This is a genomic window from Candidatus Izemoplasma sp., from assembly GCA_036172455.1.
Lineage (GTDB): Bacteria > Bacillota_I > Bacilli_A > Izemoplasmatales > Izemoplasmataceae > JAIPGF01.
This window is the reverse complement of the sequence record JAXKVY010000002.1, coordinates 457,090-473,355: the sequence shown is the minus strand read 5'-3', so window position 1 is coordinate 473,355 and position 16,266 is coordinate 457,090. Positions and strand designations below refer to the sequence as shown.

General features: G+C 33.2%; 17 protein-coding genes. 9 read left to right on the top strand and 8 right to left on the bottom strand.

The annotated features are described in order from the left end of the window. Positions 1-88 precede the first annotated feature (88 nt). From UMR38_04975 to truA, 5 genes are all read left to right on the top strand, one after another. On the top strand, positions 89-1,324 hold the full coding sequence (locus tag UMR38_04975) for a hemolysin family protein (GenBank protein MEC9485207.1): 1,236 nt from the start codon (positions 89-91) through the stop codon (positions 1,322-1,324). A 64-nt stretch (positions 1,325-1,388) separates the two neighbouring features. Beyond that, a complete protein-coding gene (locus UMR38_04970) occupies positions 1,389-2,189 on the top strand; it encodes an energy-coupling factor transporter ATPase (GenBank protein ID MEC9485206.1) in 801 nt (266 codons plus the stop codon). Next, positions 2,165-3,028 (top strand): energy-coupling factor transporter ATPase, encoded by an 864-nt coding sequence (locus tag UMR38_04965; GenBank protein MEC9485205.1) that lies wholly within the window; start codon positions 2,165-2,167, stop codon positions 3,026-3,028. The genes UMR38_04970 and UMR38_04965 overlap by 25 nt, the downstream gene beginning before the upstream one ends. Beyond that, positions 3,025-3,993, top strand: coding sequence for an energy-coupling factor transporter transmembrane component T (locus tag UMR38_04960; GenBank protein MEC9485204.1), 969 nt, complete (start codon positions 3,025-3,027; stop codon positions 3,991-3,993). The genes UMR38_04965 and UMR38_04960 overlap by 4 nt, the downstream gene beginning before the upstream one ends. Continuing rightward, positions 3,990-5,048 carry a tRNA pseudouridine(38-40) synthase TruA gene (truA, locus tag UMR38_04955; protein MEC9485203.1) on the top strand — a complete coding sequence of 353 codons (1,059 nt, stop codon included), beginning with the start codon at positions 3,990-3,992 and terminating at the stop codon, positions 5,046-5,048. Before UMR38_04960 ends, truA begins: the two co-directional genes overlap by 4 nt. A 324-nt stretch (positions 5,049-5,372) precedes the next feature. Here truA and UMR38_04950 read toward each other — a convergent pair whose 3' ends face one another. Beyond that, positions 5,373-6,557 carry a M20/M25/M40 family metallo-hydrolase gene (locus UMR38_04950; GenBank protein MEC9485202.1) on the bottom strand — a complete coding sequence of 395 codons (1,185 nt, stop codon included), beginning with the start codon at positions 6,555-6,557 and terminating at the stop codon, positions 5,373-5,375. Positions 6,558-6,676: 119 nt separating this feature from the next. On the opposite strand from UMR38_04950, the gene UMR38_04945 reads away from it, so the two are divergent. Next, positions 6,677-7,372, top strand: coding sequence for an SDR family oxidoreductase (locus tag UMR38_04945; protein MEC9485201.1), 696 nt, complete (start codon positions 6,677-6,679; stop codon positions 7,370-7,372). 36 nt (positions 7,373-7,408) lie between these two features. Here the strand turns inward: UMR38_04945 and UMR38_04940 are convergent, their stop codons facing one another. From UMR38_04940 to UMR38_04920, 5 genes are all read right to left on the bottom strand, one after another. Next, positions 7,409-8,596 carry a betaine/proline/choline family ABC transporter ATP-binding protein gene (locus UMR38_04940; GenBank protein MEC9485200.1) on the bottom strand — a complete coding sequence of 396 codons (1,188 nt, stop codon included), beginning with the start codon at positions 8,594-8,596 and terminating at the stop codon, positions 7,409-7,411. After that, positions 8,593-9,450, bottom strand: coding sequence for an ABC transporter permease subunit (locus UMR38_04935; protein ID MEC9485199.1), 858 nt, complete (start codon positions 9,448-9,450; stop codon positions 8,593-8,595). Before UMR38_04935 ends, UMR38_04940 begins: the two co-directional genes overlap by 4 nt. A 70-nt stretch (positions 9,451-9,520) precedes the next feature. After that, positions 9,521-10,480 (bottom strand): ABC transporter substrate-binding protein, encoded by a 960-nt coding sequence (locus UMR38_04930; GenBank protein ID MEC9485198.1) that lies wholly within the window; start codon positions 10,478-10,480, stop codon positions 9,521-9,523. A 132-nt stretch (positions 10,481-10,612) separates the two neighbouring features. After that, positions 10,613-11,242 (bottom strand): GntR family transcriptional regulator, encoded by a 630-nt coding sequence (locus UMR38_04925; protein ID MEC9485197.1) that lies wholly within the window; start codon positions 11,240-11,242, stop codon positions 10,613-10,615. Positions 11,243-11,423: 181 nt separating this feature from the next. Next, positions 11,424-11,714: a flavodoxin family protein gene (locus tag UMR38_04920; protein MEC9485196.1), complete on the bottom strand. Its 291-nt coding sequence runs from the start codon at positions 11,712-11,714 to the stop codon at positions 11,424-11,426. A gap of 233 nt (positions 11,715-11,947) precedes the next feature. Here UMR38_04920 and UMR38_04915 point away from each other — a divergent pair, with 233 nt between their 5' ends. Then, entirely contained in the window at positions 11,948-12,667 is a 720-nt protein-coding gene (locus UMR38_04915; GenBank protein ID MEC9485195.1) for a sulfite exporter TauE/SafE family protein, read from the top strand. Positions 12,668-12,956: 289 nt separating this feature from the next. Here the strand turns inward: UMR38_04915 and UMR38_04910 are convergent, their stop codons facing one another. Both UMR38_04910 and UMR38_04905 read right to left on the bottom strand, forming a co-directional pair. Continuing rightward, on the bottom strand, positions 12,957-13,856 hold the full coding sequence (locus UMR38_04910) for a metal ABC transporter permease (GenBank protein MEC9485194.1): 900 nt from the start codon (positions 13,854-13,856) through the stop codon (positions 12,957-12,959). Further along, positions 13,843-14,511: an ATP-binding cassette domain-containing protein gene (locus tag UMR38_04905; GenBank protein ID MEC9485193.1), complete on the bottom strand. Its 669-nt coding sequence runs from the start codon at positions 14,509-14,511 to the stop codon at positions 13,843-13,845. The genes UMR38_04910 and UMR38_04905 overlap by 14 nt, the downstream gene beginning before the upstream one ends. A 126-nt stretch (positions 14,512-14,637) precedes the next feature. On the opposite strand from UMR38_04905, the gene tmk reads away from it, so the two are divergent. Together tmk and UMR38_04895 are read left to right on the top strand one after the other, a co-directional pair. Beyond that, the gene (tmk, locus tag UMR38_04900; GenBank protein MEC9485192.1) at positions 14,638-15,258 is read left to right on the top strand and encodes a dTMP kinase; all 621 of its coding nucleotides are present in this window, start codon (positions 14,638-14,640) and stop codon (positions 15,256-15,258) included. 18 nt (positions 15,259-15,276) lie between these two features. Beyond that, a complete protein-coding gene (locus UMR38_04895) occupies positions 15,277-16,266 on the top strand; it encodes a hypothetical protein (protein MEC9485191.1) in 990 nt (329 codons plus the stop codon).

The window sequence follows — 16,266 nt, the reverse complement described above, 5'->3', positions numbered from 1 at the left end:
AACAGGTGACCATTTTGGTACCTGTTTTCTTGTTTCATTAATTGTTATAATGATGTATAATAAAAGTTGACTTAAAGGAGTGATTAACATGTTTTGGATACTTTTTCTTATCCTCATCCTAACCTTAGTAAATGGATTCTTTGCAGGAGCGGAAATGGCTCTTGTAAAATTAACCAACAGAGAAATAGAAAGAATGTCAGATTCTAAAATTAAAAATTATTTAAAAGGATTAAAACACAATTCAACACGATACTTATCAACCATTCAAGTCATGATTACATTGGCTGGTTTTTTATCGAGTGCGTTTGCGGGGGCAAATTTAAAAGTCGATTTTGCTTTGCTTATTAACCAGCTTGGTATCCCTATTAGTGAAACAATTAGTTTAGTTATCGTTACTTTTTTACTCTCATATATTACATTGATTTTTGGTGAACTAGTACCTAAACGTATTGCGTTAAGTAACCATATTGTGATAAGTAAGTTAACAGCGCCAATTATATATTATTCAATGATTATTACGCGGCCTTTTGTATGGCTATTGACACAATCTACCAAACTTGTGTTAAGGGTGTTTGGAATTAAGCGTCAAGCAATTGATGAAGAGATTAGTGAACGTGACATAAAAGAAATGATCCTGTATGGCAATATGGCAGGCTTATATGAAAAGCAAGAACAGGCTATTTTAGAAAGAGTATTTCAGTTTGATGATTTAATGGCCAATATGATTATGACACCTAAAGACAATGTGACAATGATTGACGATACCTTATCGATGGAAGACATAATCGAATGTGCAATTGATTCTCAATATTCTCGGATTCCCGTTTATCACATTGATACGGACGCGATTATAGGGGTGTTAATCGTTAAGGATCTATTAGATGCCTTGCATCACCATAGTTCTAAACACATCCATGAAATTATGCATAGACCATTGATTGTCTTTGAAGATATAAAGATTAATCTTTTGCTTCGTAAGATGAAGCGTAATAGCATGCATTTAGCGTGTTTAATGACAGAAGAGGGAAAATTTGTTGGCGTAACCTCGCTAGAAGATATTTTAGAAGAAATAGTCGGAAACATTTACGACGAACATGACCAGGTGCTTGATCCTATTGAAAAAGAAAACGAGTTTACATATTATGTCGATAATGATGTATCTATTGATACGCTAAATCATATGTTAAAGATTAAGTTGTCAACGGAATATGATACTTTACTAGACTGTTTTAACGCTAAGAAAGATGAAGGTGTTTGTCAGGTTGACAACATCTGGATAAAGCGTGAAGGTGACAGAATGAAAATAATCATCAAAGATGATTAGAATTTATTATTATCAGTGTAAAAGAAGCTTCTTTTTGATATAATGACTTGTGGAGTTGATGCGCATGATTACAGTAGAAAATGTATCCTTTGGATATCACAACCAACCCCATGTTCTAACCGATGTATCTTTTTCAATAGAAAAAGGTAGTTGGGTAAGTATTTTAGGACATAACGGGAGTGGTAAATCAACATTAGCTAAACTTATTGTTGGTTTACTAAAAGCAAAGAACGGGACGATTACAGTTGATGACATAATATTAACTGAAGAGACCGTTCATGAAATACGTGAAAAAGTCGGTATTGTCTTTCAAAACCCAGATAATCAGTTTGTTGGGGTGACTGTCGAAGATGATATTGCATTTGGAATGGAGAACTTGTGTTTTACACGAGAAGAAATTATCCATCGAATAGATAAATATGCGAAACAAGTAGGTATGCAAGATTACCTTAGTAAAGAACCCCATCAGTTAAGTGGTGGCCAAAAGCAACGTGTTGCGATAGCCGGCATATTAGCTATGGATACGGATATTATTATTTTTGATGAAGCGACATCTATGTTAGACCCACATGGACGCGATGATGTATTGAACTTTATCAAAACATTAAAAAAACAGGGGAAAACGATCATTACAATTACACACGACATGAAAGAAGCAATTATGTCTGATGAGATTATTGTTTTAAAAGAAGGCAGAGTATTAAAACATGATGAAACAAAAATCGTGTTACAAGATAAAGATACACTAAATGAATCAAATTTAGAGTTATTACCATCGTTAAAACTCTATCACAAGATTGCGTCTGCCGGGATTGTGAATGAAGAATTGAGGGACTATTTATGGCAATTAAGTTTACAGAAGTAAGTTATCAATATCATAGTCCTGATAGTAGTACATTCGAGGCGCTTAAAAATGTGAACCTTACAATAAAAGGGACTGGTGAATTTATTGCGTTGATTGGTGAAACAGGAAGTGGTAAATCAACACTTGTACAACATATGAATGCACTAATAAAACCATCATCTGGTCAAGTTGAAATATATGGTGTAAAAATAGACGCTGATAAGAAAAAAGCAAAGAAACAAAAGTTAACCCCATTAAGACAAAAGGTGGGCTTAGTTTTTCAGTTTCCGGAATACCAATTATTTGAAGAAACAGTAGAGAAGGATATTATGTTTGGCCCAATGAACTTTAATACATCAAAAGAAGAAGCCAAAGCGCGAGCAAAAACTGCGATCAAACAAGTAGGCCTAGATGAATCGTATCTCGACCGCAGTCCTTTTAATTTAAGTGGCGGAGAGAAAAAACGTATATCCATTGCGGGTATTCTCGCAATGCAACCTGATATACTGGTTTTAGATGAGCCGACAAGCGGTTTGGACCCTAAAGGAAGAGACGCATTGATTGATTTATTTAAATCAATTCATGAAACATATAATAAAACAATCATCATCATTACACATGACATGAATATTGTTCATAAAATCGCATCAAGAGTTCTAGTTATGCGCGATGGAAAACTCGTTTACGACGGGACATCGGAAGCATTATTTAATAATCAATCACTCGCAGAGTGGAATTTAGAAGAGCCTGATTTGATTAAAATGACAAAGCAACTTGAAGAACGGTATGAGATATCTATTCGTCCATTCCCCAAAAATATGGACGAACTTTTTGAGCGAATTAAGGATGTGATTCGATGAATAATATCGTTATCGGTCAATATATACCAGGTACTAGTTTTTTGTATAAAATGGATCCAAGAAGTAAAATTATGGCATTAATTTTACTGATGATTTCAACCTTTATTCTGACAGATATAATACAGATCCTTATATTATTAATGGGTCTTTTAGTTATTTTAAAAATTGGCGGTATCCCGATTGGCCGAATTGTTAAAGGACTACGACCGATTATTGTTTTACTCTTTTTCACATTTACATTTCAAATCCTGTTTATTCAAACAGGGCAGGTCGTTCTTGATGAAACGCTTCATTATAGTTATTACACTATTGGTATAGCCGTTGCTGTGGTTTTGTTTTGGTTTATTACAAAACGGTTTATTCCATTTGGTGTAATATACTTCTTACTTATGGTAGTTACGGTCATTAGTGTATTCATCTTACTACCTATTGGTGACTTATTGCGTGAAGGACAGTTAGTTGTCTATACAGGCGGGCTTCAAGGTGCATTCTTTATTATGGTCCGACTAATTATTATTGTAACGCTATCAACCATACTTACGCTAACTACTAAACCTACAGATTTAACATTAGGCTTAGAACAACTATTAAAACCGTTATCAATCATCAAAATTAGTGCAGAAGAGATTGCCTTAATTATTAGTATTGCTTTACGTTATATTCCAACATTATTGGATGAAGCTAATAAAATTATGTTGGCTCAAGCATCTCGTGGTGTCGATTTCTCAGAAGGTAAATTAAAAGATAAAGTTGTTCAGATAGTCAGTTTACTCGTGCCTATGTTCATTATTAGTTTTAAACGAAGTGATGAGTTGGCTAATGCAATGGAAGCACGTAACTTTGTGCCAGGAAAGAAACGTACACGATTACACTTATTAACTTGGCAAACAATTGATACAGTTACCATTATCATTACATCATTAACCATCCCCCTAGCCATTATTTTAAGGGTGATGGGCCTATGAAACTGATTGAAGATTTTTATCTCGCATTGCAGAATAAGGATAAGGAAAAATTATTTGATTGCGTAGATAAAACACTCTTTCAAGCTAATATTCAACACACGCATCAATTTCCAAATATCGACGCATTTACAACATACTTTTTTACAAAGTTTACCGATTATAAAGTTATAGATATTACGCAGTATGGCGCTAAATATTATACTCGATTCGCGACTGGTGGTAAACAATATGCTGCTAAATTCACAATAAAAAACGGTAATATAGTACATTACTATCAAATGCCTGATGATGGACGTAACCGCATTAAGATGTCATTATCCTATAATGGGCATATGTACCACGGTTTTCAAAAACAGAATCACCATGTTACCATTCAATCTGTCATAGAAAAGACATTAAAAGAAGCCTTAAAAGAATCCATTAAAGTGGTTAGTAGTGGCCGTACTGATCGACACGTAAATGCAATTGCTCAAGTTATCCATTTTGATACATCTAGTTTAATGCCCATTGAGAAATATCAATATATTATCAATGCAATATTACCAGATGATATCTACGCATATAACATAATGAATGTACCTAAAGCATTTCACGCACGCTTTGATGTTCAGCAAAAAGAATATCTCTATAAGTTGAATACAGGCCCGTACGATGCAACATTAACCCATAATGAATGGTTTATTGGATCTGTGAATTTTGATCATTTAAAAAACATATTAAATGATGTTATTGGAACCCATGATTTTTATGGTTTTAGCAAACGGCCACAGACGACAAACACAATCCGTACTGTTGATGAAATACATGTTCATCAAGTCACTCAGCATAAAATCCATATCATTATTAAAGCCAAAGGTTTTTTAAGACATATGGTGAGATATATTGTTGGGGCTAGTGTTATGATTGCACAAGGAAAAGTAGACTATGCTTTGAAAGATGTGTTTGATGAGAGAGATAACGAAATTATCAAGACATTAGCAAATCCATCAGGGTTATACTTGAATAAGGTATTTTACGAGGATAGTAATGATTCAATAGAAACCATTAATATTTAAGGGAGAAGTTATAAAAACTCTCTATTTAGATAATGGATGGAATCACTCTACTAATAATTTAACTAAGTTACTAAAAGCGATTAAACACTCATTAGCTGTTTATGCGGCTTATGATGATGGCAAACTTATTAGACTAATCAATGTTATATGTGATGGCGAAACCACTAGTTACATTTAAGATCTTTTAGTCTTAACAACTGACAATACAGATGAGTAAAAGAAGTTTTTTGAAGGACTTAGATCAAAAGTATATCAAGACTTAGGCTTAGTTGGATTTTATCACATAAAAAAATGAGTACATTCATTAAAATGTACTCATTTTTATTAGCTAGTTAATGTATCCTCATTCTCAATATATTCTTTAAAAATAGAAATAGCAGCTTCGATAACTTTTGGATCAACACTATCCAGTGTATCATTTGGTGTATGATACACACTTGAGCGGGAATTATTATCCCAAGGCATGCCAATTAACGTTGTTGCTTTGATACCAACTTTGGCTAGTTCAGCCGCATCAGTTCCACCTGTTAGAAATGCAATTGGTTTATGGCATGTTTTGTAGCCTTGCTTTTCAGCGATATTAACTAAATCTTTGGCCAGTGGAGTATCTAAATCTACGGCGCCATTAATATCACTGGTTAAGAAAAACAAATCGTCCAGATTATAGGCACAGTCAGTATTCAATAATGTGGTAGGGTATTTATTCAATAATACCTTATGATGTTTTGCGAATGCTCTAGCACCACGTAAACCTTCTTCCTCCGCATCAAAACTAGCAATTATAATACGCGTATGTTCTAGTGTATAATCGCTAAAGTATTTTCCAAGTTCAATAGCCATTGTACTGGCTATTAGGTTATCTCCAGCTCCTGGTGTTCCTTTATGAGAAGCGAAGAACCACATCTGTAGGACTAGTAATAAGCCAGCAGTTAGAATGATTACAATGATTAACTCTCCAATGGGCATATTAATTAGCATCATAACTAGTGAGGTTATAGTTAATAAAATAACAAGCGCAATGGAACCTGTCACACGTAAATTATACAATTTGGGTTGGTGAATAAAAAAATTAAAAATACGGGCACTGTCGTGATGACCACTAATTATGATCTGACGTTTGATCTCTTTTTCTGGATTAATATATCCAATCACATTCCTTCCTTCTTTTTTCGGATATAAAGAATCAATAATGGGTAGGTATAAGAAGAATTGAAGCACAAGTATTAAGATACTTATTAAGGCTAAAATAAAGGCAATTGTAGGATAACCTAACCAAAGCAATATAACCCCAACAGTATAAGCCAAAACAAGCAAACGGATCCATCCTAGAAAAGCCCCTTTATGAAGATGAAAAGAATCAAATTCAGTCTTATCACAAAACGCATTTAATCGATTTTTTAGAATTTCTGCGGCTTGTAACGATGCCTCTGTTCCGGCTAATCTTGGTCCAGTTTTATCAATGATCTTTTGTGCCAAGGTAAATGCGCGTTCACGAATCTTTGTTATCATAGTTGAATCATCCTTTCACAGCTATTTACTACTATTCTATCATACAATAATGAATCGCTTAAGAATGAATGATGTTTTTTGAATAATGTTGTATAATAGGTTTAAAAGGAGTTGATGAAATGAGAACTATATTAATTACTGGAGGATCAAAAGGTATTGGAGAAGGGATAGTGACTCGCTACTTGGAAGAGGGCGATTATGTGATTAATATTGATATTTTAGAGCCAAGTAAAAGCAATCAACCTAATTATAAATATATTGCATGTGACATTGCTGATGAAAAAGCATTAAATCAAGTATTAAGTAATATAGAACACCATATAGACATTATTATTTTAAATGCAGCAACGTTTGATCAATCACCTTTTTTAAATCAATCTATAACTGATATAAAAACGGTTATTAATACTAATTTAGTTGGTCATATTCAAATAGCTCAGGACTATGCTAAGCGGTTTAAAGGAAATCACGGTCGCATTATTGTTCTCAGTTCAACACGAGCTGTTATGTCAGAAAAGAATACAATTGGATACACTGTATCTAAAGGGGGACTCTCATCTTTAGTACATGGGTTAGCGGTAACACTTAAAGAAAAAGACATAACGGTCAATGGGATTGCCCCTGGTTGGATAAATAGCCATGATGATGATTTAAGAGATATTGACCATGATTTCCATTTATCTAATCGAGTTGGCAAAGTAGAAGATATCATAAAGGGAGTACTATTTCTAACGGATCCCAGTAATGATTTCATCAATGGTGAAATTATCACGATCGATGGTGGTGTAACAAGAAAAATGATGTACCCCGAATAAAAAAGATACTCAGCGTTTAGCTGAGTATCTAAATTTTTATATTAATGCGTTAATAATAACTTCTTTGTTGATGGTTCCTCTAAGTCGATTCTTTGAATCAACAATAGGGACTGAGTATTCAGTTTCACCAACGAGGGGTAAGATTTCCTTAATGAAACGTTGGCGATAGAACGATTGAATATCAGTTTCAATAAGACTTTTTATGGTCTTAGCACGTGATTTCTTAACATCTTCTAGTGATATCCGACCAACTAGTTTGTTTTCATCATCAACGACAAAGCCAATTTGAAGATTTTCTCTTTCGAGTGTTTTCAATACAACGTTTCTGTCATCATCTTCTTTAAAGTCGATTTCTGCATCGTCCATGACCTGTTTAGCTTTTAATACTTGACCCTTATCAACATCTGCGATAAAGTCTTTAACATAGTCATTTTTTGGATCATCAAAGAATGACATAGGTTTACCCATTTGAACGATTTCACCATCTTTAAGTAATGCGATCCGATCTCCCATTTTAAATGCTTCGTTCATATCATGGGTAATAAAGATAATCGTTTTATCGATATACTCTTCAAGATTTAACAACTCATTTTGCATATCGCGTCTAATGAGTGGGTCAAGTGCACTATAGGGTTCATCCATTAATAATATTTCAGGTTCAGTTGCAATGGCTCTAGCGAGCCCTACACGTTGTTTCATACCACCACTTAATTGGTGTGGATAGTAATCTTCCCAACCTTCTAGTCCAACAATTTTGTTGGCCTCGTAAGCTTTTTCTTGGCGTGTTTCTTCATCAAGACCTTGAACTTCTAATCCGTAAGCAACATTGTCTAAAATTGTACGGTGACTAAGTAAACCAAAGTGTTGGAAAACCATTCCGATTTGATTCCGGCGTAGTTTACGTAATTGTTCTTTATCATAAGATAAGATATTTTCGCCATCAATTCTAATTTCTCCTCGGTTTGGATTATTCAGTTTATTAAAACATCTTAAGAAACTTGATTTTCCACTTCCACTAAGTCCAACAATAACAAATAGTTCGCCTTCTTTAATGTTAAGGTCAATATTTCTAATACCAACCGCACATCCTGTCTCTTCTCTAATTTCTTCATTAGAGGCACCATCTTCAATCATTTTAATGGCTTTTTGTTTTGCTTTGCCTTTTCCAAATATAAGTTGTAGGTTTTCTACTTCAATTTTGTTTTTACGCTTTACTTTTTTCATACTTCATCGCCTCCTTGTAATATCTTGGTTGTTCCTTGTAATAAGCGATCAAGTAAAATCGCAAGGAAAACAACGGCGAATCCAGCTTGGAAACCACGTCCAACTTCTAAGTTACGAATTGCGACGAGTACTTCTTGTCCAATTCCTTCTGCACCAATCATTGACGAAATAACAACCATTGCCATAGCCATCATTGTTGTTTGGTTGACCCCAGTCATTATTGTTGATAATGCTTGAGGTAATTCTATCTTAAATAATAGTTGGAATGGTGTTGATCCAAACGCCATACCAGCTTCACGAACTTCTTTATCAACATTTGATATTCCTAAGAAAGTTAAACGAATAACCGGTGGAATAGCATAAATTGTTGTTGCGAAAACTGCAGGTACTTTACCAAGACCAAATAACATGACGGCTGGTATTAAGTATACAAAACTGGGCATTGTCTGCATGGCATCTAATATAGGTAATAGGATTTTCTCAACCCGTGTACTTTTAGCCATAAATATCCCTGTAGGAATCCCGACAAGTAAACTAACAAGTACTGAAATCAATACGATTGCTAGTGTATAAATCATCATTTCCCACAGCCCAAAAACGCCTATTAAGAATAATAGTAGTCCTAAGGTGAGACCCATTTTATAGTTATATAGTTTATATCCTGCATAAATAATAACAAGAATCATTGCCCACCAAGGTATAAAGTTTAAAAATGTTTCAACGTAATAAAATACATAGATAATTATCGTCGATATTAATTCAAATAGGCCATCTAAATTCGTAAGGATCCAATCTACTATGGCATCAATAAACCCAGCAATTGAAAATTCTAAGGCTTTTGGAAAATTAAACATAAAATCACTCCTTTAAATCGATAGAAATGCAACCCTATGAAGGTTGCATTTTCTATTATGTAGTTTTTAGTTATTTGTTATTAATGTAGTCCATGACATTGTTATAGGCTTCATCAGTAACCCATTCACTCCATAGGTTTTCATAATTTGTTAAGAAGTAAATTGCTGCTAACTCACCAGTATCATCATCGTTATCTTGCATATAAGCTAGGGCTTCTGATGTGATATCACTTGTTGTTTCATAATTGCTTAAGAATGTATTTAATTCTGGATAAGTATCAGCAAACTCGGTATTGACAACAACATTTACATCAACACTTGGGAAAGCACCTATTCCAGCTTCGAAATCTTCAGCACTATAAGCAGAATCTTCCAACAATACCATATCATACATACCTAAAGCCCATGTTGGTTCCCAATTATATCCAACCCATGGTTCTTCATTAGCATATGCTCCAGCCAAACTTGCATTCAATGTTGAACTTGAATCAATTGTTTTAAACACAAATTCTTCATTTAAACCATAAGCTTCCATCTTGTCATGTAAGTGTGTTGTAGCGCTCCAACCTTCAGGACCACCATAAATAACACTTTTATCTCCACCTTCAGGATTTGGAAATAAATTTGGATAATCAAGTAAATCTCTTACAGATATTAATTCTGGATATTCTTCTTGAAGATAAGCAGGAATATATAGTCCCTGACGGTTGTCATCAAAGTTAGTACTTAACTCAACGTAGGCACCATTTTTAATATCTTCATCATATGTTGGAATGTTATCACTCCAGATTTCCATTGCAATGTCAACATCGCCCTCTTTTAAACTAGGTATTAAAACGTTAGTATCTGCCGGAACAATATCTACTGAATAATCATATCCTTCTTCAATAATAATTTTGGCTACTTGGTTATGAAAAACGAATGAGTTCCAATTTCCTTCGCCCATGATAATTTTTTCTTCGGGTCCGCCACATGCACTTAATCCAAGCGAAATAACGAACGCTGATAATAATAAAAATAATTTTTTCATTTGTATAAAACTCCTCCTTGTCAAACTGACAATTACAATACTATCATAAAGTTGTCAGTTAATCAATGATTTTGGTGGTTTAAAAAAACGCGTAAAAAAAGCCGAAAACGGCTTATTCTAGGTATATAGCGCTTAACTAGAAATATCTTTTATATATGTAAGTGTTTTCGCTTTTTTCTTTTCATCCCCTGAGAAAAACAAAATATCGTCTACATCGATTACAGTTGAGTTAGGAACAGAAGAAATTACTTGTTTATTTTTAATCATACCAAACAAGGTGGCTCCTGTATTATGGAAAAAAGCACATTCTTGCATCGTTTTACCAATCAATTGACAATTTTTAGTCACTTTAAAACTAAAAATATCAAAAGGCAAGTCGGTTGTACTCTTGCGTTTTGTGAGATCAATTAATCGGAACTCTTTTTCTATTTGTTTCGTTATTGCTTTGTTTTCTTTTAATAACTCTTTTATGTTTTCCACATGATTCGATAATTTCATATCTTCCTTGATAGCTTTCACAAAATCTTTGGCATATTCTACTGATAAGACAAAGGCCCCACTTTGTTCTTTAACAATAACGACTCCTTTTTGTTGAAGGAGCGCAAGTGCTTTTCGAACTGTTTCTGAGGAGACTTTGTATTCTGTTGCAGCTAAATTACGTCCCCGTAGTTTATCGCCTTCTTGTAATATGTTTTGATTTATCTTTTGTGCTATTTCATATGCTATCTGTACATGTTTAGCTAGATTTTTTGGTTCTTTCAACAGGACATCCTCCTTTTGTGACACTTATATGATATCACATAATGCCGTTGAATCAAACAATATATATCCCACTGTTGGGCTAAATTATTATATAATTTATTTTTTTATAGATGACTTGATTTCTGTGACAAAGTGATTTATTTGTTGTTGTGCTTGATCACTTTCCTTCGCATCAGTTTTATTAAATAAATGTAAAAATGTCAGCTGTAATATTATAATAGTAAGTGGGAGAGGCTAGGATTAGTAAATCAGCTGCATCTATCTTACCATAAAGAATCTGCATATCATCTTGGATAACACATTCATTGGTCATAGCACAGCCCTCGCAACCTGTACATCCTTCAAAGTTATAATCAGATAATGTTACGATATCAATGCTGTTACTAGAATCAAATTGTTCCATTGCTTGTTTTACTAATGTGTGTGTGTTTCCGTTTTTGCGTTTGCTACCAACACATGCTAAAATTTTCATAATTATCACCTACGCGTATTATACCCAAAAAATAAACTAAGGTAAAACTTATCTCTAAATTATGTTATACTTACTTTAGAAAGAGGAGATAATATGACAAATAATGATAAACAAATACACAGATCAAAGACTTCACAAGAATTAGCGTTTGTTCTATATGGGTCGAAAGATTTTTGTAAGGAGATTAGCGTGATTGAGGGTAAAACTTCTCTCAATTTTGCGCGTTAATGCTAATGGTTGAACTTCTTATAATTGCAGTTATTGCTATTTTTGCAGGGTTGGTAAAAGGCATTTCAGGATTTGGTAGCAGTTTAGTCACAATCCCATTACTAATTTATTTTATTCCCATTGAAGAAGTAGTTGTTATGATGCTAACTTTTAATGTAGTATTAAATACTTTATTGTTAGTAAGACATAAAGGCTTTTCAACACATAGTCTATCTTATGTTTGGCCAATATCGTTATTGGGTATTGTAGGAACCTTTATTGGACTCACATTACTTGAATCCTTAGGTGGAGATTGGATTAAAATAATTGCAGGAACCTTGATCCTATTTGCTGTTATTAATAGATTATTTCATTTACATTTTAAACTTAGTGAAACAACAATGAATAAAACTATTGTTGGATTATTTAGTGGTCTAGGGAATGGTATTGCATCCATTGACGGTCCACCTGTTGTGTTTTATCTAACGAGTGTCAATGCTAATAAAATAAAATTTAAAAACACGTTAGCTTTTCATTTTCTTGTTATGGGTATCATCGCGGTTATTTTCTTAATCATAAAACAGATGTATACGGTAGATATTTTACTAAACACAGCGTATTTCACTCTTTTTGCATCATTAGCGCTTTTAGTTGGGGTTCATTTAAGTAATAAAATGAACGAACAATTATTTCAACGTGTAATATTAGTAATACTTGTTTTTCTAGCAATTTCAATGTATATTTAAAAAAATTATGTATTATCCACCTTTTGCTTGACACAAAATTAACAAAACTCAAAAATTAGTGACACTTTTGTCATTTCAATATGGCTTATTGTTTTATATAATAGAAGTAGTAATTGAAACATGGTGTGTGTGGATTTTGGAAGATGCACGTAGGGGGACAACGAGCGCATATTAATATGCGCTTTTGTTTTTCACACATCAGGTGAATATTACTGTGTATCGTTTGCCTAAATAGATACAGAAAAGAACTGAGATTTTCCACCTCAGTTCTTTTCATTTATATATAGGTTTAATTAGTTTCTTGCATTGATTGCGCTTGTCGATTCTTTATTCTTTTGTTGACGTAGAATCGTTTTAAAATACCAACAATAAAGAGGATAAAAATATTGATTAATACGATTGTAGCACCACTCGCAATATTGAGTTCATAAGATAACCATAAGCCACCCATGATCGATAACTCGCTAAATATAATGGCAATTACAATTGTATTTTTAAAGCTCTTGCCAATTTTCATCGCCGCAGCAACAGGGATAATCATTAATGATGATACTAGTAATACCCCTACGGTCGCGATAGATAATGACACGACAAGCGCTAATACAAATGTAGAGATAAATTGGAAAATGCCAATTTTAATACCCAGTAAGCGCGCATACAGTTCATCAAAGCTAACAATGACGATTTGTTTATAATAAACAAGTACGAGAATTATGACAAGTAAAGCAGTACCGATGATAATTGATAAATAACGATCACCAACGGTTAAAATACTACCGAATAAAAAGTTATAAATACTTGTATTAAATCCACCACTTAATGAGATAAATAAAACACTCAAAGCGGTTCCTAAACTCAATACAATCGGCATGCTAATTTCTTTATAGTTTTGATAGTAACCACGTAGTATCTCAATAATGAAAGCGCCAATAATACTGGCGATAATCGCTAGATAAAGTGGATCAGATATGAATGTATATCCTAAAGTGTTTATTAAAAAGATTCCAATTGAAAGTCCAGCTAAACTAAAGTGCGAAAGCGTATCGGCGATAAAACTCAACCGTCTTATTACAACAAATGATCCAATCATAGGTGTGATAAATCCCATAATTAAACCTGTAGCTAAAGCGTAACGCAAGAAAGGATATTCAAACAAGGCAAATATAAATGCTTGATCAGCTAGCATCATTGTTCTCATCCTCCTCATTAACAGGCTTAAAAATTCCCTCGCCATTATGTAATGAAAGCACATGAGTAAAATGCGCATTTGCTTCTTTGATATTGTGCGTAATTAATATTATTGTAATACCTTCGTCATTTAATTGATTAACCGTCTTATAGAAATTTTTGACATTTTTGCGATCGACTCCAACTGTTGGTTCATCAAGGATTAATAATTTCGGATTGTTCATCAAACTACGTACGATAAAGACGCGTTGTAACTGTCCCCCTGAAAGGTTATTGATATTTTCATTTTGCAATTCGAGAATCCCGATTTTATCTAAAAGCTCTAGTTTTTCATCTTCGGAAATGTTAGAATAACTAGAAGCGTTTAGTATTTCATTAACGGTAATTGGAAATTCGTAATTAAAATCATCGAATTTTTGTGGGACATACCCAATATTCTTGAAATTTTTATATTGATTAACATCTACATCATCAATCAATATCTGATTATGTGCTACTTTGTTAATCCCTAAAATACATTTGATTAATGTAGATTTACCACTACCATTATTACCGATGATAACCAAAAAATCACCGGTATTTAGCCTAAAAGATACATCTTTTAAGACTGTACGGTAATCATAACCAAATGTTAGATTTTGTACTGCTAAACGCATACTAACCAACCCTTATGAAATTTCTACCTTTTATTATAACATAAAAGATGTATTAATATAGTAAAAGGTTATTTAAAATTTGTAAAAAATGTGCGATAATAAACGTTGTAATTAGGAGTGATAAGCATGAGCGGAGTATTTATTACATTTGAAGGTCCTGAAGGATCTGGAAAAACATCAGTTATAAAAGCCATCGAAGCATTTTTAAGAGCCGATGGATATGATATACTAGTAACAAGAGAACCAGGTGGTATCAAAATTGCAGAACAGATTCGTGATATCATTCTATCTAAAGAGAATACAGAAATGGACAGTCGGGCTGAAGCGTTATTATTCGCAGCATCAAGAGCCCAACACTTTCATCAAAAAATATTGCCGGCTTTAAAGGACAATAAAGTGATTTTATGCGATCGGTTTATCGATTCATCTTTAGCTTATCAAGGACATGCTAGAGAATTAGGTATTGATCAAGTTTATGATATAAATGCTTTTGCCATTAATCAAACTTTACCTGATGCAACAATCTTTATTGATGTTAAACCAGAAGTCGGTTTAAAGCGGGTTTTTAATAACCAACGCAAAATTGACCGTTTAGATTTGGAAACGTTAGCGTTCCATAAAAAGGTATATGAAGGTTATCAAATATTAGCTAAAAAATATCAAGAACGATTTTATGTGGTCAATGGAGAAAACCCAATCGAATCTGTAATTGAAGATACTTTGCAGATTATTAAAACTGTATTATAATACTTTAAGGAGTATGTTATGGCATTTGATGCAATAAAAGAATCACAAGGGCGAGTTATTAAGTTGCTTGAAAATAGTGTAAAAAAAGGACGCTTAAGCCATGCGTACCTTTTTGAAGGTGCTGTTGGGGCAAAACAGTTTGAAACAGCTATTTATTTTGCTCAAATGTTATTATGTCAGTCCGAAAATGATAATAAGCCTTGTCTAACATGTCACAATTGTCGACGTATTATGCATCATACACATCCCAATATGTATATTGTTGAGTCGCAAAAGACAACAATTCGTAAACAACAGATTATTGATCTCCAAATAGAATTTTCAAAGACTTCAATTGAACCTGGAAAAAAAGTCTATATTATAAAGGATATTGATAAGATACAAGTGAGTGCCGCTAACTCATTATTAAAGTTTTTAGAAGAACCACACGATAATATTGTTGGTATCTTAACAACAACGAATATTAATGCCTTATTGCCAACAATTATCTCAAGAACACAAATTGTATCTTTCACTTCATTATCTGCCAATGTGGTTAAACAAGAGTTAACAGATATTGGCTATGAAAAACACAAAGCTAGTATATTGAGTCATTTAACAAGTAGCGTTAATGAAGCACAAGAGATTGCCAGTATCGATGGATTTGAAGAAATCATTGATTTTGTGCCTGATATTTATAGAGCAATTGTTGATTCACAACAATCTGCTATGATGTTATTTCATGATCAAGGAGATTTTATTTTGTATGATAATACATTATCAAAACTCTTTATGCAATGCATGGTTTTATTCCACAAAGATATACTACATTATTTTGAAGGAGATATGACACACTTAGTCTATCAAGCACATCTTGATTTAATGTCAGACTTAAGTCAACAAAAAACTAAAAACAGACGTATAGAAGAATTAGAACATATGCTTGATGTATCTTCTCGATTAGATCGATACATCAATCAACGTTTAGCATATGATAACCTACTTTATGAATTAGAAAGAAGTGAATAA

Excerpts from the sequence above, each read along its gene's own strand:
- truA (MEC9485203.1), top strand. The coding sequence starts at position 3,990 with ATGAAACTGATTGAAGATTTTTATCTCGCATTGCAGAATAAGGATAAG.
- tmk (MEC9485192.1), top strand. The coding sequence starts at position 14,638 with ATGAGCGGAGTATTTATTACATTTGAAGGTCCTGAAGGATCTGGAAAA.
- UMR38_04975 (MEC9485207.1), top strand. The coding sequence starts at position 89 with ATGTTTTGGATACTTTTTCTTATCCTCATCCTAACCTTAGTAAATGGA.
- UMR38_04940 (MEC9485200.1), bottom strand. The coding sequence starts at position 8,596 with ATGAAAAAAGTAAAGCGTAAAAACAAAATTGAAGTAGAAAACCTACAA.
- UMR38_04910 (MEC9485194.1), bottom strand. The coding sequence starts at position 13,856 with ATGATGCTAGCTGATCAAGCATTTATATTTGCCTTGTTTGAATATCCT.
- UMR38_04905 (MEC9485193.1), bottom strand. The coding sequence starts at position 14,511 with ATGCGTTTAGCAGTACAAAATCTAACATTTGGTTATGATTACCGTACA.
- UMR38_04950 (MEC9485202.1), bottom strand. The coding sequence starts at position 6,557 with ATGATAACAAAGATTCGTGAACGCGCATTTACCTTGGCACAAAAGATC.
- UMR38_04915 (MEC9485195.1), top strand. The coding sequence starts at position 11,948 with ATGGTTGAACTTCTTATAATTGCAGTTATTGCTATTTTTGCAGGGTTG.
- UMR38_04930 (MEC9485198.1), bottom strand. The coding sequence starts at position 10,480 with ATGAAAAAATTATTTTTATTATTATCAGCGTTCGTTATTTCGCTTGGA.
- UMR38_04960 (MEC9485204.1), top strand. The coding sequence starts at position 3,025 with ATGAATAATATCGTTATCGGTCAATATATACCAGGTACTAGTTTTTTG.
- UMR38_04920 (MEC9485196.1), bottom strand. The coding sequence starts at position 11,714 with ATGAAAATTTTAGCATGTGTTGGTAGCAAACGCAAAAACGGAAACACA.
- UMR38_04945 (MEC9485201.1), top strand. The coding sequence starts at position 6,677 with ATGAGAACTATATTAATTACTGGAGGATCAAAAGGTATTGGAGAAGGG.
- UMR38_04970 (MEC9485206.1), top strand. The coding sequence starts at position 1,389 with ATGATTACAGTAGAAAATGTATCCTTTGGATATCACAACCAACCCCAT.
- UMR38_04965 (MEC9485205.1), top strand. The coding sequence starts at position 2,165 with ATGGCAATTAAGTTTACAGAAGTAAGTTATCAATATCATAGTCCTGAT.
- UMR38_04895 (MEC9485191.1), top strand. The coding sequence starts at position 15,277 with ATGGCATTTGATGCAATAAAAGAATCACAAGGGCGAGTTATTAAGTTG.
- UMR38_04935 (MEC9485199.1), bottom strand. The coding sequence starts at position 9,450 with ATGTTTAATTTTCCAAAAGCCTTAGAATTTTCAATTGCTGGGTTTATT.